Below are 26,395 nucleotides of genomic sequence, written 5' to 3'. Positions count from 1 at the left end.
CCGGCGTCGACAATCGACGGAGGCAGGTATTGCCAGTTTTGTTCCACCGGCTCTGGCGAGTCGCAGCCAAGAACAATAGTGCTGATTGCGGGATGGGCAGTGACAAACCGCAAAGCCACTTCTGGCAAGGCGACGTTGTGGGCGTCTTCCGCGACTGCAGCAACCCGCCGCACGACGCTCTCGCGAGCTTTGGCATAGTCGTAAGTGCTCATGGCTTTGCGAGTGCCGCTACCGAGAATTCCCGAGTTGAAGACACCGGCTGCGATAACCTTGATACCCTTCGACATCATTAGGAAGGAACTCCTCAAGGGCGCTAATGGTCGATCAGCGTGTAGCGGCCTGCAACAAGGCAGCAATCGAGATCAAACTCCCGAGGCGGCTGTCGAGATCATCAAGAGCGCCAAGATTGACTCGGTCACCCGCGTGTCGCCGGGCACTACCGGCTCCGGAGCATCGCAACCCGCCATTATCCTCGATCCGATCGCCATCACGCGAGACAACCTCGACCACGTCGTGCAGGCCGGCTGGATTTCGAAGGATGTGCTGTGCAAGGCGTGACCGAAAATCCGCCACCGCCGCGGCTTCCAACTCCTTGGCCTAACAGCAGCCCGGGGCGTGCAGCCAGCGGTCAGCTGACATTCTTCAGGTAAAGCGAGAGCAGCTGTGTTTGGGAGGAGATGCCGAGTTTGCGATAGACGTTGCGGCGGTGGACCTTCACCGTTCCGGTCGAGATGTTGAGCTTCAAGCCGATCGATTCCGATGAGTGCCCCTGTAAAACGAGCTCGACGATGGCAGTCTCCCGGCTCGTCAAATTGAGATCCCGCCAGACGGTTTCCGCTGGCGGGACAGTCTCGTTCTCGCCCTTCCTGCGCCGGCTCCTGCTGCCGGCCACCAGTTGCGTATCGAAGCGAGAGGCGAGGCCGGACCAATAGTATCTCACCATGTTTGCGACCAGCGCCTCGACCTTCTTCAGCATAGCAAATTCCGCAGGCGGAAAAACCCCGGTCTTCTCGCGCCGCATCAATGACAGGACGATGGTGACGTCCTCGTCGGCATTGACGAAGAAGCCGATCTCCTCGGCCAAGCCGGTCTGAACATAATAGGTTCGGTAATATTCGCTGGAAAAGAAGCGATCCGGCGCCAGCTCCCGCATCCTGAGCACGCCTTCGCGGCGTTCGCGCGCCGTGTGGTAGAAGGGATCCAGCAAATAAGGGCCAGCCTGGTAGAGCGTGACGAAAACGACATGTTCTTGGGGATCGAAGGTACTGTAGAGATCGATCGGCCGCTCCTTGCCTCGGTAGGCGAAAACGACCACGTAGTCGAACCGCACCAGCGCCGCCATCATCTGACGGAACGTCTCTCCGAATTCGGCATCCGCCATCGTCGATCGGCCGATCATGGCATTGAAGGCGGCAAACAGCCCTTCAAGGTCGGTGCTCATGTGACGGATCTCCTCTTCCGCCCTGCGCATTCAGCGCAGCCCTTATATACACCTCCCACGAACCATTCTGCGCGAAAATACCTCTTTCGGGGTATATACCTCGCGAGAAGCTCAGGCTTACTCTTTCCTTAACGACGGTGGCAATAAGGCGGCGATAGACTGCCATTCCAAACCAACCGCAGGGAACAGACGTGGCATCCGCTTCGACGAACGATATCGAATTCCGTTCGGTCACAAAGAACTATGGCGTTGTGACCGCTGTGACGGACATTAATCTTACTGTGCCCAAGGGTGCCTTTCTGGCACTGCTCGGACCTTCCGGCTGCGGCAAGACGACCTGCCTGCGTATGATCGGCGGCTTTGAACAGCCGAGCGAAGGCGCCGTGCTGATCGACGGGCGCGAGATGAACGGAGTTCCGGCCTATCGGCGTCCGGTCAATATGGTCTTCCAGCACTACGCGCTGTTTCCGCATTTCAATGTCGAGCAGAACGTCGCCTATGGGCTCAAGCAGATGCGCCCGAAGATCGCGGCAAAAGAGATCGACAGGCGCGTCGCCGAGGCGCTCGAAATGGTCCGGCTCGGCGGTTTTGCCAAACGGCGCATCCATGAAATGTCGGGTGGGCAACAGCAGCGTGTGGCGCTTGCCCGCGCCATCGTCAACCGCCCTTCGGTATTGCTCCTCGACGAACCTCTGGCTGCACTCGACAAGAAGCTGCGGTCGGCCATGCAGATCGAGCTGCAAACCCTGCAGCGTGACCTCGGCATCACTTTCGTTCTTGTGACCCACGACCAGGAAGAGGCGCTTTCGATGGCCGACGTTGTCTGCGTGATGAGCGCCGGCCGCATCCGTCAGCTCGGCAGCCCGCAGGAAGTCTATGACCGGCCTGTAGATCTTTTCGTTGCCGATTTCGTCGGCAAGACGAACCGTATCGCCGCGGCAATGGAAGCCGATGGTACGACGCTCAGGCTGGCGGATGGCTCAGCAATCGCCAGCGGCAAGCGGCTGGCATCGGGCGACGTTATCGCGGCTCTCCGTCCCGAGGCGATCCATCTGACGCGCAAGGCTGCGCCATCAGGCACATCGTTCAAAGGAACCGTGACGCATCGCATCTTCCTCGGCTCGTCTGCCGAATATGCGGTCAGCGTTCCGGGGCTTGGCGACTTCCTGATTACGGCAGACCGCCGCAGCATGAACGAGAGCGATCTTGTGGAACCGGGCGAGGAGGTTTTCCTCGGTTTCGACCCCGCCGCCATCCATGTCTTTCCAGCATCGAATGCATAAACCAAAACAAGGGAACAGCATCATGAGCAAGGATTATAAGGACAATCTGCCCATTTCCGCCGAAGGCTTCATGGACGAGTTCATGCGCCTGAAGCGCGGCTCCGTCAGCCGCCGCCACTTCCTCGGCGTTACGGGCCTCGGTCTTGCGACCGCCGTGCTGTCGCGCTTCCCGGGCGCGCTGTCGACGCCTGCCTATGCGGCCGAAGATCTGGGCACGCAAATGTCGATCGCCACATGGCCGAACTATCACGACCCGGCAACATTCGAAAACTTCAAGGCGGCAACCGGCGTTGCCGTCGAGGTCAACGTCTTCGGTTCGAACGAGGAAATGCTCGCCAAGCTTCAGGCCGGCGCTTCCGGTTGGTCGCTCTTCGTGCCGACCAACTATACGATCTCGACCCATCACAAGCTCGGTCTGATCGAAGAACTCGACCTTTCGAAGATCCCGAATTTCAGCCAGGCAACCGAAAATCCGCGCTTCACCAAGGAAGGACAGATCGACGGCAAGACATATGCCGTGCCGAAGAACTGGGGCACGACCGGCTTTTCCGTCAACACATCCAAGATCAAGACCAAGCTTTCCAGCTGGAAGGACTTCTTCGAAATCGCCCAGACGGAAGCCGATGGCCGCGCCATGGTGCATGATTATCAGCTGACTACGATCGGCAGCGCGCTCGTCTCGCTGGGCTATGACTTCAATTCGATCAAGGCCGACGAGCTTGCCAAGGCCGAAGAGCTGCTGATCAAGGTGAAGCCGCATCTCTTCGCGATCAATTCCGACTATCAGCCGTCCATGCGCTCGACCGATGCATGGCTCACCATGTGCTGGACCAATGACGGCGCCCAGCTCAACCGCGACATGCCGGAGCTTGCTTATGTCCTCGGCACCGACGGCGGCGAAATCTGGACCGACTATTATGCGATCCCCAAGGATGCGCCCAATAAGGCCGCCGGTTACGCGCTGCTCAACTACCTCATGGACCCGCAGAATGCGGTGAAGGAGCATATCGCCAACGGCGCACCGAGCACCGATAGCCGCGTCATTGCGCTGCTGCCCAAGGAGGTAACATCGAACAAGATCGTCTATCCGGACGAAGCGGCACTGACACCGCTGGAATTCGGCGCCGCCGTGACACTCACCGACCCGGGCCGCGCCGAATTGATGGCGCGCTTCAAGTCGGCGTAAGTCTATCCCGCATCCCGGCTTCCCCCGCCCTGTAGCTGCGGAAGCCGGTTCAGCTTCGTGATCCGGTAGATGAAGACCCAGCCATGCCCCTGCCCCACGCCACCAAACGGCGCCTGATCACCGCGGCCCTCGTCGGCCCGGCCAGTGTCTGGCTGTTCGTCTTCCTGGTGCTGCCCTTCATCGCCATCATCGTCTTCGCCTTCGGCGAACGGGCGCCGGAAGGCGGTTATCAGGCGGCTTTCACCTTCGAACAGTTCGCCAATCTTGGCGCGCGCTCGGCAGCCTTTGTCAATACGCTGATCCTGGCACCGATCGGGGCCGCAGCCTGCCTCATCGTTGCCTACCCGGTCGCCTATTACCTTGCGGTCAAGGCGAGCCCGCAGCGCCGGCTGTTGCTCGTCTCTCTTGTCGTCGTGCCCTTCTGGACCAGCCTGCTGGTGCGCACCTATGCCTGGATGTATCTGCTTGGCGCGCGCGGCATTCCGCATCTGTTCGAATTCGTCGGCATCGAAAACGTCAGGCTGATCAATACGCCCGGCGCCGTGCTGCTCGGCATCGTCTACGGCTACCTGCCGCTGATGATCATGCCGATCTATGTCAGCCTGGAAAAGCTGGATCGCCGGTTGCTCGAAGCCTCGGCCGATCTCGGTGCTAAGCCGATCTCGACGTTTTTCGGCATCACCCTGCCGCTATCGCTTCCGGGCGTGATGACCGGCGTTGCGCTGGTCACGATTCTGCTTCTCGGTGAATATTTGATCCCGCAGCTTCTCGGCGGCGGCAAGGTCTTCTTCATCGGCAATGCGCTTGTCGATCTCTTTCTGCAATCGCGCAACTGGCCTTTCGGATCGGCGATTGCCGTCACATTGGTTGTCGTCGTTGTCATCGTGCTGCTTGTTGCCATGCGTATCGCCTGGCGCGTTGCCGGTACCCGGCAGGTGGATCTCATCTGATGCGCGCACTCGTCACTTTCGTCTATCTCTTCCTTTACACGCCGATTGCGCTCGTCGTGCTCTTCTCCTTCAATGCGGGCCGCAATGCCAGCGAGTTCACCGGCTTCTCGACGCAATGGTATGGCCGGGCGCTGTCGAATACCTTTCTGATGGAAGCGCTGCGCAACAGCCTGATCATCGCGGTCACCAGCGCCGCACTCGCAGCGGTCTTTGGCACCATGGCTGCTATCGGCATGGAGCGGCTCGGCGCCCGGACGCGTGCCATCTTCGACGGGCTCTTTGCGGCGGCGATCGTCGTGCCGGGCGTCGTCATCGGCATCGCGACGCTTGTTGCACTCGTCGAGGTCTTCGGCTTCATCAATCCCGTCATCGCCGCCCTCTGGCCGGGCGATCAGCCTCCGAAGCTCGCGCTGGGCTACGGCTCGATCATTGCCGCGCACGGGCTGTTCACCATGGCGCTGGTGACGATGATCGTGAAGGCCCGTATCGCCAGCCTCGGACGCGATATCGTCGAGGCCTCCAGCGATCTCTACGCAACACCCTTCACGACGTTCCGGCAGATCGTGCTGCCACAGATCATACCGTCGATTCTGGCGGGTTTTCTGCTCGCCTTCACCTTTTCCTTCGACGATTTCATCATCGCCTTCTTCGTGGCCGGCTCGAAGACAACGCTGCCGATCTACGTCTTCGCCTCCATTCGCCGCGGCGTGACGCCCGAAATCAATGCGATCGCGACGATGGTGCTCGTCGCCTCGCTCGTCCTTATTTTCATCGCGCGCTTCCTGATGCGCGAAAGGACAACGACAAACTGACCGGGGGAATGCCATGATACTGAGAGATCGCATTGCAATCGTCACGGGCGCAGGCTCGGGCATCGGTCAAGCCGGCGCACAGATCATGGCGCGCGAAGGCGCCCATGTGATCGTTGCCGATATCAACTTCGAGAATGCCGAAGAGACGGTCGAACTGATTGCCGAAGCCGGCGGCAATGCCGAAAGCCTGGTAGTCGATGTGACCGACGACAGGGCGCTCGAAACCGGCATTGCCGCTACTGTCGCGCGCCACGGCCGGATCGACATTCTGCATAATCACGCAGGCGCACAGGTGGCAGGTGATCTGGAGCAGGTTGCAATCGACGGCTTCGACAAGTCCTGGAGCCTGAATGTGCGGGCGCACTTCATGGCCGCGCGTTTCGTCATGCCGATCATGAGGAATGCCGGCAAAGGCGTGATCCTGAACACGTCATCATCATCAGGTGTGCTCTATGACCGCGAAATGATCGCCTACACGACGACCAAACATGCTGTCATTGCCATGACCCGTCAAATGGCGGGCGACTATGCGAAGTTCGGCATTCGCGTGAATGCTCTTTGCCCCGGATGGGTTGACACGCCATTCAATGCACCGTTCATCGCGCAGATGGGTGGACGCAGCGCCATTGAAGGCTACATCGCCGAGAAAGTGCCGCTCGGCCGCTGGGCGGATGTTTCGGAGATAGCCGAACCGATCCTTTTCCTCGTCTCGGACCGCTCGTCCTACATGACGGGGCAGATCCTTGTCGTCGATGGCGGCGAGACCGTCGTTTAGACTTGACCACCCGATTGTTACCGGGGGAATATGTCTTGACACGCGGTCGAGCACGTCAGCCAGATAGGCCCGCGGATCGAGGCCACTCATCTTGGCGCTTTCTATGATCGTCATGGCCCGTGCCAGGGTCTCTGCTCCGGTGTCAGCACCAGCGAAGTGCCAATTTCGGCTCCCGACTCCCACACGACGCAATGCTCGCTTGGCAGCATTGTTATCGATTGCGACACGGCCGTCTTCCAGGAACAGGCAGAATGGGGAGCACCTGCTCAAGCCGTATCGGAAAGCGCCCGCTAGATCGCTCTTGCCGAGAATACCGGTTAGTTGCAATCGCATCGAAAAATCTCAAACTATTTGCCATCACCTGCCGGAACGGGCGCATTCTTATGATTAAATGCCAACGACACAGGCGATTGCTGGTCAGGCTTGTTGAAGAACAAGGCCTCAGGCCGATGCGGATCACCACCGACAAACTGCGTTCATATGGAGCGGCAAAGCGGGATGTAATGCCTAGGCATCTTTCGGCAGCACTGAGCGAACCCTTGCGATGAAGACATGGAAGTCTCTCATGAACGTGCGAAGAAATTCGGCGGTGGAGTCGTTCGTCACCTCGCCGTCATCTGTAATCAGTCCCGGTGTGAACTGAATGTAGGCTTCCGGGGCATTCATCTGGGGAGAGTTGCAGAAACTGAGCACGCTGCGCAAGTTCTGCTGGGCGACGGCTGTGCCTATCGCGCCCGGCGACGTGCCGATCACCGCCGACGGCTTGCGTGTGAATGAGTTGGTTCCATAGGGGCGGCTCGCCCAGTCGATTGCGTTCTTCAGCCCGCCGGGGATCGATCGATTATATTCGGGCGTGACGAATAGCACGGCGTCGACGGCCGCGATTGCCGCCTTGAATATCCTGCCGGCCGGAGGGTAGTCGGCGTCATAGTCGTAGCTGTAGAGAGGCAGGTCCTCGAAGGATATCTCCGACATTTCAAGTTCCGGCGGGGCGAACCGCACCAACGCCTTGGCGAGCTTGCGATTGATCGAGCCCTTGGCGAGGCTGCCGATGAGATAACCTACTTTATGCGTGGTCATGGCGTTCTCCAATATCCCGCGTGATAACGGACCTATCATACGCGGGGATCATAAAAGGGTCTCTTGTTTATTGAGCGCAAATCATTCATCGCCGAGGAAGGTGACCGTCTCGGCGAGCGGGGCGCGGCCTGTACGGGCGTAACCCACCGCGGGGTCCTCGTACCCGATCGACATGCCGCAGAACAGGATGAGCCCATCCGGGGGTGACAGGGCCTCCGCGACCGTTTCGCGAACCTGCGACCACGCCATCTGCGGGCAACTGTGCAGACCTTCGGCGCGCAGCAGCAGCATGACGGTCTGCAGATACATGCCGACGTCGGCCCATTGCGGCAGGCCAAGGTCATGGTCGATGTAGCAGAACAGGGCTGCGGGGGCCCCGAAACAGTTCCAGTTGGCGATAGCTGCCCGCTGGCGCGCCTCCCAGTCCTCGCGCGCAATGCCGAGCGCGCTGTAGCGCTCCTTGCCGAAGGCGGATCGGCGCTCCCCGTACGGGGATTTCAGCTCGGGCGGGTACATCTCGTACTGCCGCTTGTCCCAGGCGTCGCCATGGGCCACGCGCTCGACGGCTGATGTCTTGAGCTCCGCCAGCGGTGCGCCGGTCACTACATAGGTATTCCACGGCTGGATGTTCGATCCTGATGGCGACCAGGCTGCGGCCGTCAGCACGCGCTCGAGAACCTCCCTTGCCACAGGCTTGTCCTTGAATCCGCGCACCGACCGGCGGCTTGTCACTGCCTCATATACGTCCATGCTCGCCTCCATCCTGACGGCCGTTCGTTTCGTCCCGTTTCCGATGTGGTTCATTACCTCCGTTCGCAATGGCGACGTAATCACACCGTGGTCTAGGAGGCTTACATCCAACGTCCATGTCCGCGAAGGACCGCAGGAACCCATGGTCAGTGCATCCGGGCCTTGCTGAGAAGCCCGCCGGACGGCCTCAGCTTGGCGCTTGCCGTTCCCTAGATATCCTCGAGAACCAACGGCGGAGCCAATGGTCATGATTGTTGTGGAGGTTTCGACCACTAGCGGAGTAGCCCGTCGCGCCGCGAACTCTTCCACGCTAGGCGGATCGGTTCAGACGAATATCAGCCTCGTGCATCGATACAGGCAGAGTTCCCCAGGCCCGGATCAACTCACCGATGGAATTGACCTCCATCTTACGCATAACATTGCTGCGATGCAGCTTGACGGTCACTTCGCTGATGCCGAGGTCGAAGGCGATTTGCTTGTTAAGGCGCCCGCGCGCAACTTCGTACAGAACCTCGCGTTCGCGGTGGGTCAGCATTTCAACACGTTCGATATTGCGTTTGGCAATCGCCGCTTCCACCCGTCGCGCGGCATCCATAGCAATACCTGCGATCACGGCGTCGAGCAGCGTTTGATCCCTTACCGGCTTGGTGAGAAAATCCACGGCGCCGGCTTTCATCGCCTCGACGGTCATCGGGATATCGCCATGTCCGGTCAGAAAAATGATCGGCTTGGGATTGCCGCTCTCGGTCAAATGGCGTTGCAGATGAAGTCCGCTCTCTCCCGGCATGCGCACGTCGAGAATCAGACAGCCGGGATTGTCCAGAATGTCGGCATCAAACAATTCGCGCGTCGATCCAAAACTGACGGATTGCAAGCCAGCCGACAGGATCAGCTCCGACAGCGCCTCTCGAACGGAGGCGTCGTCGTCGACAATGATGACAAGCGGTTGGTCCGTGACACCTCCTTGCGGCGACGACGATCCGCGCGGGAAACACTGGTCAATTCTCATCTCACCCTCCATTTCTCGATTTGTTTAAGGCATCGGCGATAGCCGCAAGCAGGGCCTGGGCATCGAAGGGCTTGCGGAAAAATCCACTGATACCCTGCGCCCTTCCCTGATCGGCTATTTCATGTCGACCCGTAATCAGGAACACCGGCAGTTCTGGACGTGATTTCTTAACCAGATCGCGAAGTTCAAACCCGTTCATGGCGGGCATTCCGATGTCCGTGATGAGCACATCAAGGTCCGCCAATCCGCTGCCGAGCAACGACGAGGCGGAGGGGAAGGCGCGAGCAAGGTAACCCGCCGATTCCAGCAGGTCGCCAACCGATTCAAGCAATCTTGGATCGTCATCGACGATTCCCACCACATGTCTTGTCTCATTCATGTTCATTCCCTTCCACCCGACGCGAGTGGGTAATCGGTACATCCAGTTTCTCCGCAATGCGCACCAGATCGGCGAGCGACGCCGCCGCCATTTTCAGCATCACATTTCGTCTATGGACCTGCAGCGTGACCTCGCTGATACCGAGCTTGGCTGCCGCTTGCTTGTTGAGAAGACCGCTCACGACGAGCGGCAGCACGTCGCGCTCGCGCGGTGTCAGATTGAAATACCGTTGCCTCAACGCGCCGAGATCTGAGCTATCCGCTCTTTGCTTTCGGTCCTCCGCTATCGCGGCCTGAATCGCCGCCAGGAGGTCGGCATCGCTGAAGGGCTTGGTCAGGAAGTCCACGGCTCCGCTCTTGATGGCACGCACCGAGGACGGAATGTCGCCATGGCCCGTAATGAAGACGATCGGCGGGTGGCCGCCTTGCGCGATTTGCCTTTGAAGGTCGAGACCGTTGATGTCGGGCAATTCGATATCGAGCACCAAACAAGCCGCGACATCCGGCTTGCTCGCGCACACATAGTCGCCGGCTGATCCGAACGCCATGGCGCGCATGCCATGAGATTCCAGGAGCTCGATGAGCGCCTCTCGAATTCGCTCATCGTCATCCACGATAAAGACGGCATAATCATCGCGTGTCATGGCGCGGCCTTCGCTTCCGCCGGCAAGGTGAAGATGAATGTTGCACCTTGCGCTCCGTTTTGCTCTGCCCACAATCGTCCGCCATGCGACTCGACGTTCGAGCGGCATATCGCCAGCCCCATGCCTAGGCCGTCTTCCTTCGTCGTGAAGAAGGCCTCAAACATTTTCTCCGGAAATTCGATGCCCGGGCCGCGGTCGCTGATTTCGGTCTGGATGAGGTCTCCGGTCCGGCGCACGCGTATCCCAAGCACTTTGTCGCTTGAGATGGTATCCATCGCCTCCATGCCGTTGCGCATAAGATTGACCAGGACCTGTTGAATCTGAACACGATCGATTACGATATCCGGCAGGCCGTTGTCGATATTGACGTCCATCCGCACGCGACGCCGCAGCGCCTCGCTGGTCATGAGTTTATGCGCCTCGTTGACGACGTCGGACAGCGCCGCAACGGTCCTGGTTTCCGCCGATTGCTTGAATAGGGCGCGAATACGGCTGACGACATCCGCCGCTGAGTTTGCATCCCGGACGATGCGCTCCACCGTTCGCTGCGCGCGTTCAATATTTGGCGGCGCGGCTGTGAGCCAGCGATGACAGGCATGGGAATTTGCCACGACCGCGGCCAGAGGTTGGTTGACCTCGTGGGCGATGGAAGCCGAGAGTTCCGCCAGACTGGCGGCTTGGCTCGCGCGCGCGAGGCTCTCCTGCGCTAGTCGCAACCTTTCCTCCGCCCGAACCTCGCCGTCAATATCCAGGCAGATAACATTCCACTGCACGATGGTGCCCTCGTCATCGCGCATCGGCGCGGCACGCGTCTCGACCCAGCGATATTCACCATCGAAACGCCGCAGGCGGTGCCTCCGCGCATAGGGCTCCCCCGTCGCCAGCGAATAAGCATAGTCCTCCTTGACGCCGGTGACCTCATCCGGATGAACGCCCGCGTCAAGCGTGCCCTCCAACCGGGACTTTCCGGTCCCGTCCAGCTCTTCGAGCTTGTAGCCAAGGAAGTCACGGAGCCGAGGATTGCGATAAACGGGCTCTCCGTCGGGCGCGGCACAGTCGATCATTGCCGGCAGCGTCTCAACAATCTGCCAGAGCGCGCGCTCTTTCTCACGCAGCGCCTCCTGAACGCGCAATTGATCGTCGATGTCATGCGAGAGACCAAACCATTGAACGATCCTTCCACTCTCATCTCTGAGTGGCTCCGCATTGCCTTGCATCCAGCGATAGACACCATCTGCACGCCGAAGACGGTACTGCTTGGAGAAGCTCTTGCCGGTGGTGAGCGAACGGTTGAGCGCCTCGCCAAGATCGTCCGCGTCATCCGGGTGGACGGCAGCTTCAATGATGGCTGCCAATCGGTCCGTGCTCGGCGTCTTCAAATCCGCCAGGTCCAGGCCCAGAAAGTCTACCAGCCGGCTATTGAAAAAGGTCGGCTCGCCGTCGGGGCTCAGACGCCAAAGAAGGCTGGGGACCATGCTTACCAACTGCGAGAGTTCTCGCTCGCGTTCCCGCAGCGCTTGCTGCGCGCGTACCTCGTCATCAATATCGATGGCAGCTGCGTACCATTGCACGATCTCTCCACCTTGATTCCGCAGCGGCTCCGCACGACCCTCCATCCAGCGATAAGCGCCGTCTGCACGACGTCGTCGATATCGTATCGTGTAGGGCTCACCGGTGAGGAGAGCATGGCCAAGAACCTCCTTCATACGGGGTCCATCCTCGGGATGAACGACTTGCCCTATCAGGGCCGACAAGCGAGTCCTGTCGAGATTGTCCCAACCCGCGACGTTCTCCAGCCCAAGAGATTCCAAAGTACGCTTGCTGAAAAAAGTTGGCTCGCCGTCGGGCGCCATACGTGCAATGTGAACCGGAACCATATCGACCAGCAGCGTCAGTTCCCGCTGCCGCTCCCGTAAGGCTTCCTGTGCGCGCACCTCGACCTCGATATCGAGAGCAACCGCGTACCACTGCACAATCGCTCCGCCTTGATCGCGTAGCGGCTCGGCCCGGCCCTCCATCCAGCGATATGCGCCGTCCGCGCGCCGCAGACGATATTTCCTGGAAAAGCTCTCGCCAGTGACGAGGCAGCGGTTGAGTTCATCGCCGAATTCTTTTGAATCTTCCGGGTGAATGGCGGCCGCGATCGCGGCCGCCAGCCGGGTCATTCCGGGCGTGTTCGTATCCGCTACGTCGATACCGAGAAAATCGCTCAGGCGCTTATTGAAGAAGGTCGGCTCGCCGTCTCGCGTCAGACTGGCGATAGCGACCGGAACAACGTCGACAAGGAGCGCAAGCTGTTGCTCGCTTTGCCGCAGCGCCTCTTCGGCCCGCATCTGATCGTCAATGTCATGGCAAATGCCATACCACTGGATGATACAACCGGCCTGGTCACGCATAGGCTCCGCCCGGCTCGACATCCATCGATAGCAGCTGTCCGCGCGACGCAGCCGATAGCGCATCGCGAAGCTGCCGCCGGTGGCGAGACTCTGTCGGAGGGTACTCCGGAACTCCGTTTGATCCGCCGGATGGACGACAGTCTCAATGAAGGCGTCCAGCCGGTTCATGCCGGGCTTGTCCATTTCCGCCGCATTGAGACCGAGGAAGTCGACCATACGTTTGTTGAAGAAGGAAAGCTCCCCATCCGGACTCAGTCGCCAGACGTGGCTCGGAACCATATCCACGAGTTGCGAAAGTTCGCGTTCCCGGTCTTGCAATGCGTCCTGCGCCCGCACCATGTCTTCGATGTCAACGGACACGCCGTACCACTGGACGATCGCGCCGAACTCGTTACGCAAAGGTTCCGCCCGGCTCTCAACCCACCGATGGGGGCCATTGGCCCGGCGCTGACGATATCTGCAAAGAAGAGACTCACCCGTCTCGAATGAGCGCGCGAAAGTCTCGTCCATGGCTACACGATCATCCGGATGGACGACGGTGAGGGATCGCGACCCGTCCGGCGCGATCAGATCCTTCAGAGTGACACCTGTGACATCCATGACCTGCTTGTTGAGATAGCATGGAATTCCTTGCGGCGTCGTACACCAGATGAGAGCGGGAACCGCGTCAATAAGCTGCTGAAGTCGGTGTTCACTTTCACGCACCGTTAGCAGTGCCAGCTGGTACTGACGGGATATGGCAGCCACGATGAGTGCGGACAATGCAGAAACTGCGAGAAAGAGCTGCAGCATGATCTGCTTTTCTCGCTGCGCCTCTGGACTGCCGGCAAACTGACTGGTGCCGGACAATGTGAAAACGGCCGTGACCAGGGCGAGCAAGATCAGCGTAACGACGGCGCCCTTGAACTCAAAGCGGACGGCCACCCAGAGAAGAGGCGGCATGATGATGTAGGCGAATGGCAGGTAGCCGCTCAGAGAAAAAGCGGCGACACCGAGAAAGATCAATCCCAGGACACAGAATTCCATCCATTGCGCGGTGGAGAGATGATCCTTACCGCGCCAGTTCTGCAGTGCGACGAGCATAAGCGGTGCGACGATCAGTACTCCCGTGGCGTCTCCGATCCACCACAGGGGCCATGCGGCGGTGAAGGTTTGCGATTGGATGCCAAACCAGGCAAGCGTCACGCTTCCCACGCTCGCGCCCACTATTGGCGCAACCCCTGCGCCTAATCCGACAAATGCGAGAACTTCCGGCAGGCTCTCCAGACGGGCCGGCCCCCTCAACGCCCGCTCGATCAGCCATGCGCCGGTCATCGCCTCAAGGGCGTTGGCGACGTAGATCAGGAAGGCTGCGGGCAGCGGACTGTGGAACCACACGGCATTGCTGAACATCTCGCTCGCACAGCCCACGAGGAGCCACCACGGCCAGCCGCGTCGGGGAGCCAGGATGAGGGTTGCCATAAAAAGCCCGCCCGGAGGCCAAATAGAAATGCCGGTCCCAGGCACGATCGCAAGCGACTGTGCGAATCCGCATCCAAGGACATAGGCGAGGCTAAAGAGCCCCAGATGCAAGAATTGGGGGCGGTGCGACCAGACGCTCATCATCAGCTGCTCCTGCCGGACAAGAAAGTCACGGAATGACCAGCCTAATCCTCCCCTGCCCCCCTCGCAACTTATGGAAATCCATGTATTGGGCGTCAATCACGCGGCTGCCTATGCGGAAAACGGCGTCGTGGTCACGGTTCCATCACGCCATGCACCCATTCGGCGGAAGAGCGCACCTACGCCTTCGGATAGCCTCTTCAGTATCAAATGCTCGCTGCGCCACACCGGCAGCGCAGACCGCCCTATCTCAAGGTGTTGCCGTCCCTGCCCCCTGGTGCGGTCGACCGCCGACACGCTCAAACCTAGTGTAAGCGACGAGGCCTATCTCGATCCCGCAAACAGGAGCGCATCATGTCACAGGCAGAAGCAAAACCGCACATGAATAGCCAGCAGGACACCCAGCAGGACACAAAACTGAACTTGGAGACAGCATCCCCCCGCAAGCCTGACGAATTGGTCCCCTCGCGTTACGCTTTGCAGATCGGTGAGATTGAGGTGCTGATCGTTAGCGACGGGGTGCTGCCCCTTCCCACTGCCATGCTGGCCCACAACATCGACCCGTCCGAGCGGGCCCAGTGGCTGAAAGACATGTTCCTGCCGCCGGATGCTTACGACTGGGCACTGAACGTCGTGGTGCTGCGGAGCGGCGACCGGACCGTTCTTGTCGACGCCGGCCTGGGATTAGACCCCGATTTGAACCTCCCGCGGGCCGGGCAGTTGATCAAGCGCCTGGCCGACGCAGGCATCGATCTTACCTCCGTCACCGACGTGGTTCTGACCCACATGCACATGGACCATATCGGCGGGCTGCTCATCGACGGCGTGAAGGAGCAACTGCGTCCCGATCTGCAGATCCATTTGGCGGCCGCCGAAGTCGAGTTCTGGCAGAAACCCGATTTCTCCCGTGTCTCCATGCCGAGTGGGTTCCCGGATGCGCTTCGCTCAGCCGCCAAGCGGTTCATGAAGGAATATGCTAGCCAACTGCGGCCGTTCGATGAGCGGTGCGAAGTGGCGCCGGGCGTGGTTGCCCACCGCACCGGTGGCCACACGCCCGGGCATAGCGTTGTTCGCGTGGCATCCGGCGGTGACAAGCTGACATTTGCCGGCGACCTTGTGTTCGCGGTCGGGTTCGAACATCCCGAATGGTACAACGGCTTCGAGCACGATCCCGAGGAGGCCGCCCGCGTTCGCATCCGTCTCTTGAAGGAACTTGCAGGAACCGGCGAATACCTGGTGGCCACGCACTTGCCGTTCCCGTCCGTCGGACATGTGGCAGTCGATCGGGGCGCCTTCCGCTGGGTCCCGGCCTTCTGGGACTATTGACCGCTTCTTAAGGACCGAGGTTGCGCCGGGCGTGCTCGCCTGGCGCACCGCCGCATGCGTCTGAACAAGGCGCGGGTGTGACTGACGATGTCCGCCGGCTTGGGCGCTCGAATGCGAGTCCAGCGTTCCAGGATGGGGCCACGCTCGGCAGGTGGCCTGCGCCCCTCGCCTCGCCGGGGCGACAATTAGGCTTGCGCCCCGTTCGCAAGAGCCGACGCTGGAGCGACGCCCCCGCGCGGCAAGTGTACCCCGATCCTGCGGGAAATCCCCTGACGATCCCGCCTCGCACCACAAGGAAACCACCATGAAAACCATCCTACGCATCATGCTCGTTTTGATCGCCACCGTTGGCGCCCTGCCAGTTGCAGCAGCAGAGGACAGTGCAAAGGTCACGCCCCTGATGTCCAAGGATTTGCAGGATTACCCCGGAAAAGAGGGACTGATGCTGTCGGTCGAGTATGAGCCCGGCGGCTCCTCCCCAATCCACCGACACAACGCCCACGCCTTCGTCTACGTCCTGGAGGGCTCGATCGTCATGCAGATCAAGGGCGGCGAAGAGGTCACCGTTGCGCCTGGGGAAACCTACTACGAGAACCCCTCCGATATTCATCTCGTCAGCCGGAATGCGAGCACGACGAGCTCAGCCAAATTCATCGTGGTTCTGCTCAAGAACAAGAATGCTCCGGCCGTCATGCCGGTGGAGTGACGCGCGTCTGATCCGGGAGGGAAAGCAGCCATGCAGCCGCGTCAAAGTGCGGCTGCGCTTGCTCGAGAGAAGCGAGAGCACAGGAGGGAATAGCCGTCATGTCAACCTCCTATCGTCGGTCCGCGCGATTGCCACGCTCGCGCGTCTGGTCCGCCGCCAGGCCGTTGTCCTGTCGATCATCGACGGCTTTGCCGCCTTTCTGGGGCGCTATTGCTGGGCTGCTGCTGGTGAGCCTCATGCGAGCCGCGCCGCCGGGACCACTGACGCCTGGCCGAATGCCAGCCAAAGCGAGGTCGACCCAATGACGGCCGACAGCAAGGGGCACCGGCCGAGCGCGGATTGCACATTGAACATACCGCGACTGATCAATCTCGCTCTTTTGGTGTTTTTGCTGCCGTTCCTTGTATTGTCGCCATCATGCTCAAACTCGCAGTACAAAACCGGCAAGCACCCGATCGCACGAAAGGCGTCCGTTTCTCACGTCAAACAGGGCAAGCCGCTCGGTATAGTTTACGTGACCAACCGAGCGCCTTCCCCTTCGGTTGATGGCAAAGTTTCTTACAGCTCGTTTCGTGGCCATTCCATGAGCTACGGTTCCGTGACGCTTGCCCGCAAGGGATCGTCGCTAGACGTCTTGCACATAGCCAAACGAGGAGAGTTTCCTCAGTCGCCATACTCCATTGAACTCACCGGGCAGGGTCCCCGCCGGGTACCTGCCATTGTGGATGCGCATCTCCGGGCAGCCTCAGCGTTGCAGCGTGAGGTGAACGATCGCCTTGCGAAGGCGAAACGCAAGGAGGTGGTCGTTTTCATTCATGGTTACAACAACAGTTTCGACGACGCGGCAAAAGCCACCGGAAAGATATGCAACACACTGTCCGTGGAGTTTGTGTGCGTGTCGCTGTCATGGCCCGCGGGCGGGGCAGGCGGCGCGTTCTATGGTTACAATATCGACCGGGAGTCCGGCGAGTTCGCAGTCCTGGATTTAAAGAAGGCCATTCGCACCCTCTCCGCAGCCAACCGCGTCAAGCGTCTTCATCTTATCGCACACAGCCGTGGTGCGGACGTTCTGCTCTCCGCCCTTCATCAACTCGGAATGGAAGGCTACATCACCCGAACGTCCCTCGGCGAGCGCTACAAAATCAACAATGTCGTGCTGTTCGCCCCCGATGTTGATCTGGATGTCGCCACAACGAAACTGTTCGGCTTCGTGTCTGATCCGGATGCTCCATTCGGAACACGAGCAAGTCCCTACGGCCTTCTGCCGCCCGTTGGCTCGCTGCATCTGACCGTCTATTCGTCCCCCAATGACAAGGCGCTCGCCCTCTCGAGTGCTCTGTTTGGAAGCGTCGTTCGGCTTGGGCGTTTGACGAGCACCAGCATAGGTTCCAAAGCGGCGAGCTCGAATGCGCTGTGGAGCAATTCACAGATATCGGGTGTCGTCGACTTCATCGAATACGAGGGAAATGCCGGCTTTTCGGGCCATAGCTACTTCCTGTCCGACCCGGCGGTTCAACAAGATCTGGACGCCTTGCTGAGGGGGCGCCTCAAGGCCGGCGATCCCCGTCGACTACTGGTCGAAACGAAGCCTCCGTTTTGGAAATTTGTGGGCCGCACCCACCAAACCGTAGGAGACTGATTGAACGACCCCGCACGAGGCCTCGACCGTGACCGTGCGAAACCCGCCCGGCCGTCAGCCGTTCTGGCAATCGTCGGCCTCGTCGCGGCGCTTTTGCCGGCGCGCCAGCGATTGGCTCGAGGCGCAAAAGAAGCTTCGCCATCCTCGCGAAGCTACTGAGCAGACCGTCAGCATGCGAAGCCGGCGTCAGCAAACTGTGACAACCGGCGATCGTCGGGTGAGGCAATATGCCCGTTCGAGAGATGTTGTCGATGCTTGATGCCCGGCGCACAACGCAAGGTCACATTTGGCGTCATCTGCCTGAGCGCATGGCGAGGAGATTCTACCCCCGCTTCGACGCGTCTGGCTTCACTAGAATGTGCAATCGCTACCTGTTCTCCGGACAGGATATCCTGGACCTTCGCATAGGATACTTCCGCGCGGCTTTCATTATAGATGACGGTGTCGAGACAATTTCCGACCGGGTAAGGACAAGAGAGGCCTGGGGTGAAGAAACCATCACCCCGCTGCAGTTCGAGCCGATGGATGCCTGAAGAAGCTGCAGGCGACATTCGGTAACGGAAACATTGCCGCGTGGAGTTCTCGACGCACCACAGGAACTCGCTTGCGGGTGTGGAACAGGCGTGTCGGTGAGATCGACGACTTTGCTTCACAGCTGTTTTCAACAAGGACTGAGAGGGATGTCATGTCTAGTAATATCGTGATTATTGGTTCCGGCTTCGCGGGGCTGATGGCAGCGCTGGGGGCTTCCCGGCTACGCCATGAAAAAGGCGTCTCGCCGGACGAACTGGCGATCACCGTGGTGTCGCCTACGCCGGAAACGGTCATCCGTCCGCGTCTCTATGAACGCAACCCCGAACAGATGGTCGCGCCTCTCACCAAATTGTTCGCCGCCACTGATATCAACTATCATCAGGGTCGCGTCGAGACGATCGACAGCGTCGCTTCGGCGATCACGATCATCGCGGCAGATGGCACTTCGGCCACCCTAGCCTATGATCGGCTGGTCCTCGCGGCGGGAAGCAATGGTTTCACGCCCCCGATCCCTGGCCTCGCCGAGTTCGGCTTCGCCGCCACGGAAATGGCCGAGGCAGTGGCCCTCGATCGCCACCTGCATGCTCTGGCGCAGAAACCGGCATCGACAGCGCGAAACACGGTTGTGGTGGGTGGTGCCGGGTTCACCGGGCTGGAGGTCGCCACCGAGCTGCCAGGACGTCTGCGCGAGATACTGGGCGAGGATGCGGATATCCGTGTCATCATCGTCGATCGGTCGGAACATGTCGCGCCGGCAATGGGCACCGATCCCCGACCCTTCATCGAGGAGCGGCTACGCGCGCTGGGCGTCGAAACGCGGTTGAATGTCGGCATCGGAGCACTCGACGAAAACGGTGTGACACTGGGTAACGGCGAGCGGATCGAAACGTCCACGGTGATCTGGTCCGCCGGTATGCGCGCCTCGCCCCTGACGGCACAACTGCCCGCCGACCGCGACAATCTGGGCCGGGTCATTGTAGAACCCGATCTGCGGGTGCCGGGAACGAACCAGATCTTCGCAACGGGCGATACGGCCAAGGCGCGGACCGACATGGCGGGGAACTATGCCGCCATGTCATGTCAACATGCCCGCCGCCTGGGTGCCTTCGCCGGACATAACGCTGCAGCGGATCTGCTTGGAGAACCGACACTTCCCTACGATCAGCCCGTTTATGTGACGTGCCTCGACCTCGGCGCCGACAATGCAATTTTTACACGCGGATGGGACTCCAAGGTGGAAATCACCGGCGCGCAGGCCAAAGCGGTCAAGAAGGAGATAAACGAGGTCTGGATCTACCCGCCAATCGCCGAACGCACAGCCGCCTATGAGAATGTGCTCGCCGCTCGCACAGTCGATTTCTAATCGCCACGTTGTGCAGCGAAGCCGTGTGGCAGCGGTGGGGAAGTTCCGCTGCCACACCGGTTGGACGAAGCGGCCGGAGCGCCTTCGATCGCGTCATTGAGACGGCCGCCTCCCCCCTCGCCCCGGAGCCGACACCCCGTGTCCCGCCGCGAGGGCTTTGAGCCGCTGCCGTCCTCCAGCGAGGTCCTCGGCCTCTATATCGGCGCCTGTGCCGCAGGCAGTGTCAAGACACCGCTGCCGGATCCCTCCCCTCTCCGTCGCGACGATCGAGCGGCGCTTCTCCGGCCTGGCCTGGAACTTTGCCCAACGCGGCGTGCCGATGACCGCGGCGACGGCCGTGGCTGGATCGAGATTTTTCCAGACCAGGGCGTGCTGGTGACGTAGCGTTGCAAGACCGGCTGGCCATGCTGCCCCATCGCGCCTGCTCCGACAGGCGAAAAATCTGCAGCATTTTCAATGCTGGCGGATGAGGGATGCTTTGTTCGGTGACAACTGGAACTTATCTCGGTCACGAAGGTTGAACCTGGAATACGAGGAGTTGACGTCATGAGATTGGAACCGCGCAGAATTGTTCTCTCTGCAGAGCGCCTGGAGGATTGCCGGGAGTCCCTTGAAGACGCCTTTCACGAGGTGGTCGACCAAGCTATTAGCCGCGGTTGGTCGCTCGATGAAATCTTGGTCGCCCTCAATGGGTTGATAGCGCAGGAAATCGCGGACCCCGATCGCGAGATCACGCTACATTAGGCATCTGTACGCAAACCGGCGAGCGGTCTCGCACTCGCCGTGTCACCCTGAACAGCCACGTTTGACAGACGCAAACGTCCCTTTTTTCCTTTCCGCCTTGGGCTGGCGAGCCATGTTCTTCCCTTCATCGGGCATTCCTACCTGGGCGCAGACCCGCAACACCATTGCGATCAGTTACGTTTGCCAAGCCGAATGTTTTTCGCAGGCTGCGATCGACTGCAGATGCCGGCATGAACCTCCGCAGCCGCTCAACACTGTGGCCGGACCGCGCGTCCGTCGCCGCATACGGTACGGTCCATTGATTGCCGTTAGAATTTGGACGGCAACAACGGACGCCGACTTTATCTGCGCCTCGACAGCCTTGGTGGTTGCCGAGGCCTCCGACGCGTAAACCTCTGGCAGCTCGGCCCCATATAGCCTCATCCTGAACGTAGCTGTCATCCTGCAACGCCCGAAGCGTCGCGAGCGGTTCATGCTGAAAATACGAGCATAACCGCACCGGACGTCGACAGTTCACAATGAGTGATAATTATGACCAGTGGGGGGATGGCCTTTACCCCGCCTCGGAGCAGTCGGTATGGACACGGCATCTTCGCCGGCATCACATATGGCCATCCTGCCCCGATAAACGACCTGCCGCGACTGCCGGCTGCGAAGGCATATCACGATGCTGCCCTCGTCGTCTTAATGCGCTGCGCTCGCATCAGTGCCATCAGCATGGGACCGAGGGAAAACTCTCCCCGCCTGGCTTTGGCAGTGAGATCTCGCAGATAACCGCCGGCCGAGGTGATGTGCCCTGCCCTTTCGAGGATACAGGCCATGGCCACAGCTGCGTTCTCCGCACCCATGACGTGGCAGGCGTCCTCAAAGGCTGATGGGGTGACGCCGAGCATGGACCGCACCACGACTGCCGCTGACATGAGATCCCGCCAATCGGTTATGGTGCCTCCCGGCGCATAATCGGCTATATCAGGGCATGCTTGCAGCACCATGATCAAGGGAAAGGTCCGGATCGCGGCACTTTTCGGACGCAGGTTCTCGATCGGCCTGGCATCCAGCGCATTTTCAGAACGACGTTCAAGTTCATTGATGGAATCGGTATATGAATTCTGTATGTGGCGGTCAAAACGGACATCATCGGTGTCTATTTTTTCGGATTTAATCTGCATTTCCAGCGCATTAATGATGCTCTCGCGGAGCGCTTCCATCTCCTGGAGGAGATCCACCAATTGGCTGGTCGTCGGCGATCGGGGGATGCGAGCCAGGAGAGCATGAAAGTGTTCCTCGATTGTCCCCCAGTTGCCGGACGCTCCTTCGTTCATCGCAGCGGCGATCAACTTGCGGATATCACGTCGGCATACTGAAAGTGCTTCCTTGGCAATTCGCAGGTTTTTGCGCTCGGCAGCGACGTGTTGAGCCATCGCGGCCAGTTCTTCTGCGCGGGCAAGCATAGGCGCGAGGCTGAACCCGAAGGCCTGCTCGAGCTCGCCGGACCTGCCGCGTCGAGCGTAGCGCTTGCCGTTCGGGCTATCTTTGCGGATGATGAGACCAGCCTCCACCAGAGCGGCAAGGTGCCGCCGTAGGGTCGTTCCTGTGATCCCATGAGCCCGTACAGACAGTTGGGCGTTCGACGGAAACACGACCAGCCCACGTTCGTGTGACAGTTCGTTGTCTGGATAGAATGTCAGCAGGGCGTCGAGAACGGCAAGCGCTCGGTCCTGAATCCCAAGGATCGCCCTCGCTTCGCAAGCGTCGCGGAAGACCTTCCATTTGTCGGCAGTCTTGCCTGCCTTCATGTCTGCTGTATCGAGCTGCCTTTTCAACAAGGCAAGCGTCATCGGCCGCCGTCCGACGGACGTCGTTACACTCTGTATTTGCATTTTCCTTCACCTTTCGTGAGGCAAAAGAAATCCACTCACCAAAACGGTGCCAAAGACTCTTGACTGGGATTCGGGGAAATGCGATTCTCTAGGTGCGAACTATGAGAGAGGCTTCCACGACGGCAACGTTTGGGGGCCTTTTTCTTTTGCGGTTCAGTCTCCTTTTCCAGCCATATACTTTGACTGCATAAACTCGTCATAAAGCGCGCTCAGCCTCGCTTCGACAAAGGAACCGAACTCGGGTTCGATCGCCTTGTCGAAGGCGAGATTTAACTTAGCGTCAGTTTCCGAAATCCTGACGACCTTCCCGCCCCTCGCGGTTTTCCAGACCGCCGTTCTGGCCTTGTCCTTGACCTTGCGAAGGTGGTCGTAGACGGCCTGGAAGCGCTCGTCCGACGTCATGGTTTGAAAGTCTGGCGTCTGGACGAGTTTGATGGCTTTGGCTCTTTTCCCGGTCTCCTCCAGAAGATCGGCAATTTCGGCCCATCTGGTGCGCCCAAATCCCGGTGCAGCACCGATTGCTTCGATCAGCTGGTCCGGAAGACGGCTGACCAGGGCAATCATGCGCGACAGTGCTGCTTTATCGACGCCGAGCGCCGACATGATTATGTCGCGGCTGAACTGACGCGCTTCGAGCCGGAACGCGAAGAAAGATCGTTCAATGAACGTCAGGTCGGTGCGAGCATTGTTTTCCTGCCCCTGGCTAACAACGAGTTGTTCGTCGCTGAGATCTCGCACAACGGCCTTGACGGCTCCGCCTATCTGCTTGATCGCTGCCAGTCGCCTGTGCCCGTACGCCACCTGGAAGCGCCCCGGCATTTCGGGATGCGGACGAACAAGAATAGGCACCTGCTGTCCATGCTCTCTTATCTGCGCAACAAGCGTTTCCTGGTCCTCCGCATTGACGCTCAAGCGGTCTGCGACGAAGGAACTGTCGATCAGTAAGGGATCGAGCTCTACAATAGCCTGACCTTTGGCGAGCTGCTTCTCCAGATCATCGACGCGTTGCGCCTTTTCATTGATTCCACCCAACGACTGCGAAATTGCGCCGACGGGGGTTGCACGGCGAAGCGGTTTCTCAAACCCCGCAAGCGGCCTCGTGTTGACGAGCGGATGGTCGATCTCCACCGGTGTTGCAGGATCAGTCTCGACCAGACCGAAAACGTTCTTGCGAGCCATGGGTTACTTCCTCCCCCAGGTCTGCTTGATGAGATCTTCGATCTCAGAGTTCACCGCAGTAAGAGAATCCAGGGCGCGGTCATAGGTGCCGCGCGTGAACTGGCTGCGATCGACTTCGTACAGCGTCTGCTTGGTCAAGCCGGCGTCGGAAATAGCGGTGGATTTGACCATCGCGTTCTCCAGAAGCCGATTGCCGAAGATAGACTTCATGAAGCCAGACATCTGCGACTGCGGCCCGTCGTTCGGCTCGAATCGGGTCACGAGATAGCGCATCCAATCGTAATCCATCGTTCCGCCGGCGTTTTCCACCACACGCAGCAAATCACCGGTCATATGAAGAAACTGACTCATGGACATCACATCCAGCATTTGCGGATGGACGGTTATGAGAACTGCCGTTGCCGCGCAAAGGGCGGACAAAGTCAGGAAGCCAAGTTGCGGCGGGCAGTCGACGACGACGATATCATAAGCGCTCTCGATTTCGGCCAGGCACTCGCCGATCCGTGCGAAGAACATAGAATCTGTGCTTTGGCGCGCCGCAAGTGCCTTAGGAGTCTCGTGTTCAAACTCCATGAGTTCGAGATTGCCGGGTATGATGTGCAGGTTCGGCGTGTAGGTTGCCCTCACAATCTCGGTAATATCCCGTCTCGCTTCATCATAGCGGATCGCGCCGTAGATGGTCTCATTTTCCCCGACATCCAGTTCGGGCTGATGACCGAAGAGCGCCGAAAGGGACGCCTGGGGATCGAGATCCACGGCCAGAACGCGGTAGCCTCTGAGGGCGAGAAACTGCGCAAGATGGGCGGACGTGGTCGTCTTACCGGATCCGCCCTTGAAGTTCATCACAGAGACGACTTGTAGTTTTTCGCCATCGCGGCGGTGACGAATATATTTGCGAGGCCCCTTCCCGCCCTCATCAAGGGTCCGACGCAAATTCTCGATATCCTGAACGGAATACATCCGCCGACCATTCGCCAAAGGCTCCGGACCGTGTCCGTCGGCCACGATCTGACGGAGATAGCCCTGATGAATGCCGATGAAGTCTGCAGCCTCTGCTGGTGTGAACTGACGGATGGTCTTGAGGGCGGTCGGAGGGAATGTGCGCTGCTGATGGGCCTGGAGCTGGCGCGTCAACTCATCCGCGTCAGACGAAATGAGGGAGCGCAGGTTGCTGCTCCTCTGGTTGCTTGCCGTGTTCAACATCGTTGCCTCGGTGGGTGAAATCTGCGCTTATTACGGGCGAAGCGCTCAAAAAGCGCTGATGGCAATAGACCCGATTCTAGGCAGCGTGGCAAAGAGTTTTTCATTAACAGCTGGTTAATCGCCTTTTTGAGAAAAATGCTCTCGCACCAGCGTTGTACATGTACAACTGAGCTTCTCCGGCAGTCCTATTCGATTCGCGCGCCGGCGTGGAGTCAGCCCGATCGTGCTTGGCGTTTTTGCCCCGGGTTCCGCTCGGCTCCCTGCCCGTTCGCCGGCCTGGCTTGACGAGCGCGTGGTCGCGCCCAGACCGCTTTCGGCGACTTTCAGTCGATCGTTGTCGCAATGCCCCTTGCGCATGCGTCTATGCGGGCGGCTTCGAGTGCTCGCCGGATAAAGCACTTACTCACGAAATGGGGCCGCAATTCTGTCGGGTAGTTCACCGACCTTCCTTGCCGTGCCGGGCCATTTGCGGCAAGGATTGGTTCCTGGCGTCGCGGCTTGTGAATGCTGAAAGGTGCGCGGCTTCAATCGGAGATCGGGGCTACGTCCGCCACAGCGTCGGCGGGGTTGATCCCCGGCGTTCGCTTTTTTGCCGCTCATGTGAACGCTAGGGTCTCTACGCCCCGCCCCCATCGGTCCCTTTCGGAGAAGGGACGTTGGGGCGCAAGGAACGCCCGGAGAATTGCGCAACTCTGTCGTGCTCGGCGAGCTCGCCGATACCGGCAGCCAAAGCTGTACGCTTGACGAGGCGAGCCACCTCCTGACCGTTCAATCGTTGCGACCCGACCAATTTCCCACGTCCGGTCACGCGGCGGAAAAGCGGACCGTGGGTGATCCTGGCGAACTTAAGCCACATCTCCAGAGCTGCGACGGGGCAGGTGGCGTCCGGTGAGTCACGGCTAATCTCGACGGTGCGCAAGCGGGTTCTCCCGCGTAATGTCACAAGCAGTCTTTCGTCACCAATCTCTACCCAGCCGCCACCGTCGTCCGACTGATCTTTCTCAACGTCAAGGCCAACGATTTCGGAGCGGCGCAGACGGCCGGCAAAGCCGATCAGCAGTATGGCGCGATCCCGAATGCCCCTTAAGCTTCCCCGATCGAGGGTCGCGAGCATGGCGATAATGTCATCATGATTCACTCGTATCTTTTGGATCGGTGGCTTTGAAAGAGAGTTGCGGATTTCGGCCATGACGGCGGTGATGTGGTGATCCTTGCGATCCAGGCGCTCGCCCCGCTGAACATAATTCCAACTGAGCGAAGAGAGGCGCCGCTCGATCGTCGCGGCGGAGTTTGGCCTTTTATCGCCCGTCACCGAACCGGCTGCGCAGGCGGCTAGATACCGGCTGACGATCTGCGCCTCTGGGGGGAGGGCGGCTTCGCCATGGCGTCGACACCATGCGGTAAAATGCTTCCAGTCGCCGGCATAAGCGCGCCGCGTATTGTGCGACGCCGACATTCGGGCAGAGTCTCCCGCTCCCGCGGGGTCAATGCTGACGCTTGACAGGCCAGCCGCTT

24 protein-coding genes and 4 pseudogenes are annotated in these 26,395 nt (G+C 59.8%); 14 read left to right on the top strand and 14 right to left on the bottom strand.

What is annotated here, in order from left to right; translation table 11 throughout:
• Positions 1 to 83: 83 nt before the first annotated feature.
• Positions 84 to 287: pseudogene (locus tag JNB71_RS24835) on the bottom strand (aldo/keto reductase); the annotation flags it as partial.
• Here JNB71_RS24835 and JNB71_RS16110 point away from each other — a divergent pair.
• The gene (locus JNB71_RS16110; protein WP_220372787.1) at positions 247 to 558 is read left to right on the top strand and encodes a hypothetical protein; all 312 of its coding nucleotides are present in this window, start codon (positions 247 to 249) and stop codon (positions 556 to 558) included. The pseudogene JNB71_RS24835 and the gene JNB71_RS16110 overlap by 41 nt on opposite strands.
• A gap of 70 nt (positions 559 to 628) precedes the next feature.
• Here the strand turns inward: JNB71_RS16110 and JNB71_RS16105 are convergent, their stop codons facing one another.
• Positions 629 to 1,441 (bottom strand): helix-turn-helix domain-containing protein, encoded by an 813-nt coding sequence (locus JNB71_RS16105; protein WP_220372786.1) that lies wholly within the window; start codon positions 1,439 to 1,441, stop codon positions 629 to 631.
• A 191-nt stretch (positions 1,442 to 1,632) separates the two neighbouring features.
• Between JNB71_RS16105 and JNB71_RS16100 the strand changes: the two genes are divergently transcribed.
• From JNB71_RS16100 to JNB71_RS16080, 5 genes are all read left to right on the top strand, one after another.
• A complete protein-coding gene (locus JNB71_RS16100; protein WP_220372785.1) occupies positions 1,633 to 2,724 on the top strand; it encodes an ABC transporter ATP-binding protein in 1,092 nt (363 codons plus the stop codon).
• A 22-nt stretch (positions 2,725 to 2,746) separates the two neighbouring features.
• Complete coding sequence (locus tag JNB71_RS16095) at positions 2,747 to 3,910, top strand: polyamine ABC transporter substrate-binding protein (RefSeq protein ID WP_220372784.1); 1,164 nt, start codon at positions 2,747 to 2,749, stop codon at positions 3,908 to 3,910.
• 83 nt (positions 3,911 to 3,993) lie between these two features.
• The gene (locus JNB71_RS16090) at positions 3,994 to 4,860 is read left to right on the top strand and encodes an ABC transporter permease (protein WP_220372783.1); all 867 of its coding nucleotides are present in this window, start codon (positions 3,994 to 3,996) and stop codon (positions 4,858 to 4,860) included.
• Positions 4,860 to 5,672: an ABC transporter permease gene (locus JNB71_RS16085; RefSeq protein ID WP_220372782.1), complete on the top strand. Its 813-nt coding sequence runs from the start codon at positions 4,860 to 4,862 to the stop codon at positions 5,670 to 5,672. Before JNB71_RS16090 ends, JNB71_RS16085 begins: the two co-directional genes overlap by 1 nt.
• A 13-nt stretch (positions 5,673 to 5,685) precedes the next feature.
• A complete protein-coding gene (locus JNB71_RS16080; RefSeq protein WP_220372781.1) occupies positions 5,686 to 6,447 on the top strand; it encodes an SDR family NAD(P)-dependent oxidoreductase in 762 nt (253 codons plus the stop codon).
• Positions 6,448 to 6,477: 30 nt separating this feature from the next.
• Here JNB71_RS16080 and JNB71_RS16075 read toward each other — a convergent pair.
• A pseudogene (locus tag JNB71_RS16075) lies at positions 6,478 to 6,771 on the bottom strand (IS66 family transposase); the annotation flags it as partial.
• Positions 6,772 to 6,842: 71 nt separating this feature from the next.
• On the opposite strand from JNB71_RS16075, the pseudogene JNB71_RS24500 reads away from it, so the two are divergent.
• Positions 6,843 to 6,956, top strand: a pseudogene (locus tag JNB71_RS24500) (IS6 family transposase); the annotation flags it as partial.
• On the opposite strand, the gene JNB71_RS16070 reads toward JNB71_RS24500, so the two are convergent.
• From JNB71_RS16070 to JNB71_RS16045, 6 genes are all read right to left on the bottom strand, one after another.
• Positions 6,955 to 7,527: an NADPH-dependent FMN reductase gene (locus JNB71_RS16070; RefSeq protein WP_220372780.1), complete on the bottom strand. Its 573-nt coding sequence runs from the start codon at positions 7,525 to 7,527 to the stop codon at positions 6,955 to 6,957. The pseudogene JNB71_RS24500 and the gene JNB71_RS16070 sit on opposite strands and share 2 nt — an antisense overlap.
• Positions 7,528 to 7,608: 81 nt before the next feature.
• Entirely contained in the window at positions 7,609 to 8,277 is a 669-nt protein-coding gene (locus JNB71_RS16065; protein ID WP_220372779.1) for a nitroreductase, read from the bottom strand.
• A gap of 310 nt (positions 8,278 to 8,587) precedes the next feature.
• Positions 8,588 to 9,286 (bottom strand): response regulator transcription factor, encoded by a 699-nt coding sequence (locus JNB71_RS16060; protein WP_220372778.1) that lies wholly within the window; start codon positions 9,284 to 9,286, stop codon positions 8,588 to 8,590.
• A 1-nt stretch (position 9,287) separates the two neighbouring features.
• Positions 9,288 to 9,665 (bottom strand): response regulator, encoded by a 378-nt coding sequence (locus JNB71_RS16055; RefSeq protein ID WP_220372954.1) that lies wholly within the window; start codon positions 9,663 to 9,665, stop codon positions 9,288 to 9,290.
• The gene (locus tag JNB71_RS16050) at positions 9,658 to 10,308 is read right to left on the bottom strand and encodes a response regulator transcription factor (RefSeq protein WP_220372777.1); all 651 of its coding nucleotides are present in this window, start codon (positions 10,306 to 10,308) and stop codon (positions 9,658 to 9,660) included. Before JNB71_RS16050 ends, JNB71_RS16055 begins: the two co-directional genes overlap by 8 nt.
• Positions 10,305 to 14,309 (bottom strand): PAS domain-containing protein, encoded by a 4,005-nt coding sequence (locus JNB71_RS16045; RefSeq protein WP_220372776.1) that lies wholly within the window; start codon positions 14,307 to 14,309, stop codon positions 10,305 to 10,307. The genes JNB71_RS16050 and JNB71_RS16045 overlap by 4 nt, the downstream gene beginning before the upstream one ends.
• Before the next feature lie 351 nt (positions 14,310 to 14,660).
• Between JNB71_RS16045 and JNB71_RS16040 the strand changes: the two genes are divergently transcribed.
• From JNB71_RS16040 to JNB71_RS16010, 7 genes are all read left to right on the top strand, one after another.
• Complete coding sequence (locus JNB71_RS16040; RefSeq protein ID WP_431029045.1) at positions 14,661 to 15,632, top strand: MBL fold metallo-hydrolase; 972 nt, start codon at positions 14,661 to 14,663, stop codon at positions 15,630 to 15,632.
• Positions 15,633 to 15,936: 304 nt separating this feature from the next.
• The gene (locus JNB71_RS16035) at positions 15,937 to 16,338 is read left to right on the top strand and encodes a cupin domain-containing protein (RefSeq protein ID WP_220372775.1); all 402 of its coding nucleotides are present in this window, start codon (positions 15,937 to 15,939) and stop codon (positions 16,336 to 16,338) included.
• Positions 16,339 to 16,396: 58 nt separating this feature from the next.
• Positions 16,397 to 17,977, top strand: coding sequence for an alpha/beta hydrolase (locus JNB71_RS16030; RefSeq protein WP_223215872.1), 1,581 nt, complete (start codon positions 16,397 to 16,399; stop codon positions 17,975 to 17,977).
• A gap of 251 nt (positions 17,978 to 18,228) precedes the next feature.
• On the top strand, positions 18,229 to 18,510 hold the full coding sequence (locus tag JNB71_RS16025; protein ID WP_220372774.1) for a hypothetical protein: 282 nt from the start codon (positions 18,229 to 18,231) through the stop codon (positions 18,508 to 18,510).
• A gap of 152 nt (positions 18,511 to 18,662) precedes the next feature.
• The gene (locus JNB71_RS16020; RefSeq protein WP_220372773.1) at positions 18,663 to 19,874 is read left to right on the top strand and encodes an NAD(P)/FAD-dependent oxidoreductase; all 1,212 of its coding nucleotides are present in this window, start codon (positions 18,663 to 18,665) and stop codon (positions 19,872 to 19,874) included.
• 138 nt (positions 19,875 to 20,012) lie between these two features.
• Positions 20,013 to 20,258 carry a hypothetical protein gene (locus JNB71_RS16015; protein WP_223215871.1) on the top strand — a complete coding sequence of 82 codons (246 nt, stop codon included), beginning with the start codon at positions 20,013 to 20,015 and terminating at the stop codon, positions 20,256 to 20,258.
• A 162-nt stretch (positions 20,259 to 20,420) separates the two neighbouring features.
• Positions 20,421 to 20,618 (top strand): hypothetical protein, encoded by a 198-nt coding sequence (locus JNB71_RS16010; RefSeq protein WP_220372772.1) that lies wholly within the window; start codon positions 20,421 to 20,423, stop codon positions 20,616 to 20,618.
• 124 nt (positions 20,619 to 20,742) lie between these two features.
• Here JNB71_RS16010 and JNB71_RS24495 read toward each other — a convergent pair.
• The 5 genes and pseudogenes from JNB71_RS24495 to JNB71_RS15990 all read right to left on the bottom strand — a co-directional run.
• Positions 20,743 to 21,008 (bottom strand): annotated as a pseudogene (locus tag JNB71_RS24495) (hypothetical protein); the annotation flags it as partial.
• Positions 21,009 to 21,280: 272 nt separating this feature from the next.
• The gene (repC, locus tag JNB71_RS16005) at positions 21,281 to 22,498 is read right to left on the bottom strand and encodes a plasmid replication protein RepC (protein WP_220372771.1); all 1,218 of its coding nucleotides are present in this window, start codon (positions 22,496 to 22,498) and stop codon (positions 21,281 to 21,283) included.
• 153 nt (positions 22,499 to 22,651) lie between these two features.
• Positions 22,652 to 23,677 carry a plasmid partitioning protein RepB gene (gene repB, locus JNB71_RS16000; protein WP_220372770.1) on the bottom strand — a complete coding sequence of 342 codons (1,026 nt, stop codon included), beginning with the start codon at positions 23,675 to 23,677 and terminating at the stop codon, positions 22,652 to 22,654.
• A gap of 3 nt (positions 23,678 to 23,680) precedes the next feature.
• The gene (repA, locus tag JNB71_RS15995) at positions 23,681 to 24,880 is read right to left on the bottom strand and encodes a plasmid partitioning protein RepA (RefSeq protein ID WP_220372769.1); all 1,200 of its coding nucleotides are present in this window, start codon (positions 24,878 to 24,880) and stop codon (positions 23,681 to 23,683) included.
• A gap of 616 nt (positions 24,881 to 25,496) precedes the next feature.
• Entirely contained in the window at positions 25,497 to 26,336 is an 840-nt protein-coding gene (locus tag JNB71_RS15990) for a site-specific integrase (RefSeq protein WP_223215870.1), read from the bottom strand.
• Between the last annotated feature and the right edge of the window lie 59 nt (positions 26,337 to 26,395).

The organism is Rhizobium herbae (assembly GCF_019511375.1).
GTDB classification, from domain to species: domain Bacteria; phylum Pseudomonadota; class Alphaproteobacteria; order Rhizobiales; family Rhizobiaceae; genus Pararhizobium; species Pararhizobium herbae_A.
Note: the sequence above shows the minus strand (reverse complement) of the source record. Positions and strands in the feature narration are given on the sequence as shown.

What these genes read in the sequence shown, in the direction of transcription:
- JNB71_RS16105 (WP_220372786.1), bottom strand. Translation starts at nt 1,441, where the DNA reads ATGAGCACCGACCTTGAAGGGCTGTTTGCCGCCTTCAATGCCATGATC.
- JNB71_RS16095 (WP_220372784.1), top strand. Translation starts at nt 2,747, where the DNA reads ATGAGCAAGGATTATAAGGACAATCTGCCCATTTCCGCCGAAGGCTTC.
- JNB71_RS16090 (WP_220372783.1), top strand. Translation starts at nt 3,994, where the DNA reads ATGCCCCTGCCCCACGCCACCAAACGGCGCCTGATCACCGCGGCCCTC.
- JNB71_RS16085 (WP_220372782.1), top strand. Translation starts at nt 4,860, where the DNA reads ATGCGCGCACTCGTCACTTTCGTCTATCTCTTCCTTTACACGCCGATT.
- JNB71_RS16080 (WP_220372781.1), top strand. Translation starts at nt 5,686, where the DNA reads ATGATACTGAGAGATCGCATTGCAATCGTCACGGGCGCAGGCTCGGGC.
- JNB71_RS16070 (WP_220372780.1), bottom strand. Translation starts at nt 7,527, where the DNA reads ATGACCACGCATAAAGTAGGTTATCTCATCGGCAGCCTCGCCAAGGGC.
- JNB71_RS16065 (WP_220372779.1), bottom strand. Translation starts at nt 8,277, where the DNA reads ATGGACGTATATGAGGCAGTGACAAGCCGCCGGTCGGTGCGCGGATTC.
- JNB71_RS16060 (WP_220372778.1), bottom strand. Translation starts at nt 9,286, where the DNA reads ATGAGAATTGACCAGTGTTTCCCGCGCGGATCGTCGTCGCCGCAAGGA.
- JNB71_RS16055 (WP_220372954.1), bottom strand. Translation starts at nt 9,665, where the DNA reads ATGAATGAGACAAGACATGTGGTGGGAATCGTCGATGACGATCCAAGA.
- JNB71_RS16050 (WP_220372777.1), bottom strand. Translation starts at nt 10,308, where the DNA reads ATGACACGCGATGATTATGCCGTCTTTATCGTGGATGACGATGAGCGA.
- JNB71_RS16045 (WP_220372776.1), bottom strand. Translation starts at nt 14,309, where the DNA reads ATGATGAGCGTCTGGTCGCACCGCCCCCAATTCTTGCATCTGGGGCTC.
- JNB71_RS16040 (WP_431029045.1), top strand. Translation starts at nt 14,661, where the DNA reads ATGTCACAGGCAGAAGCAAAACCGCACATGAATAGCCAGCAGGACACC.
- JNB71_RS16035 (WP_220372775.1), top strand. Translation starts at nt 15,937, where the DNA reads ATGAAAACCATCCTACGCATCATGCTCGTTTTGATCGCCACCGTTGGC.
- JNB71_RS16025 (WP_220372774.1), top strand. Translation starts at nt 18,229, where the DNA reads ATGCTTGATGCCCGGCGCACAACGCAAGGTCACATTTGGCGTCATCTG.
- JNB71_RS16020 (WP_220372773.1), top strand. Translation starts at nt 18,663, where the DNA reads ATGTCTAGTAATATCGTGATTATTGGTTCCGGCTTCGCGGGGCTGATG.
- JNB71_RS16010 (WP_220372772.1), top strand. Translation starts at nt 20,421, where the DNA reads ATGAGATTGGAACCGCGCAGAATTGTTCTCTCTGCAGAGCGCCTGGAG.
- repC (WP_220372771.1), bottom strand. Translation starts at nt 22,498, where the DNA reads ATGCAAATACAGAGTGTAACGACGTCCGTCGGACGGCGGCCGATGACG.
- repB (WP_220372770.1), bottom strand. Translation starts at nt 23,677, where the DNA reads ATGGCTCGCAAGAACGTTTTCGGTCTGGTCGAGACTGATCCTGCAACA.
- repA (WP_220372769.1), bottom strand. Translation starts at nt 24,880, where the DNA reads ATGTTGAACACGGCAAGCAACCAGAGGAGCAGCAACCTGCGCTCCCTC.
- JNB71_RS15990 (WP_223215870.1), bottom strand. Translation starts at nt 26,336, where the DNA reads ATGTCGGCGTCGCACAATACGCGGCGCGCTTATGCCGGCGACTGGAAG.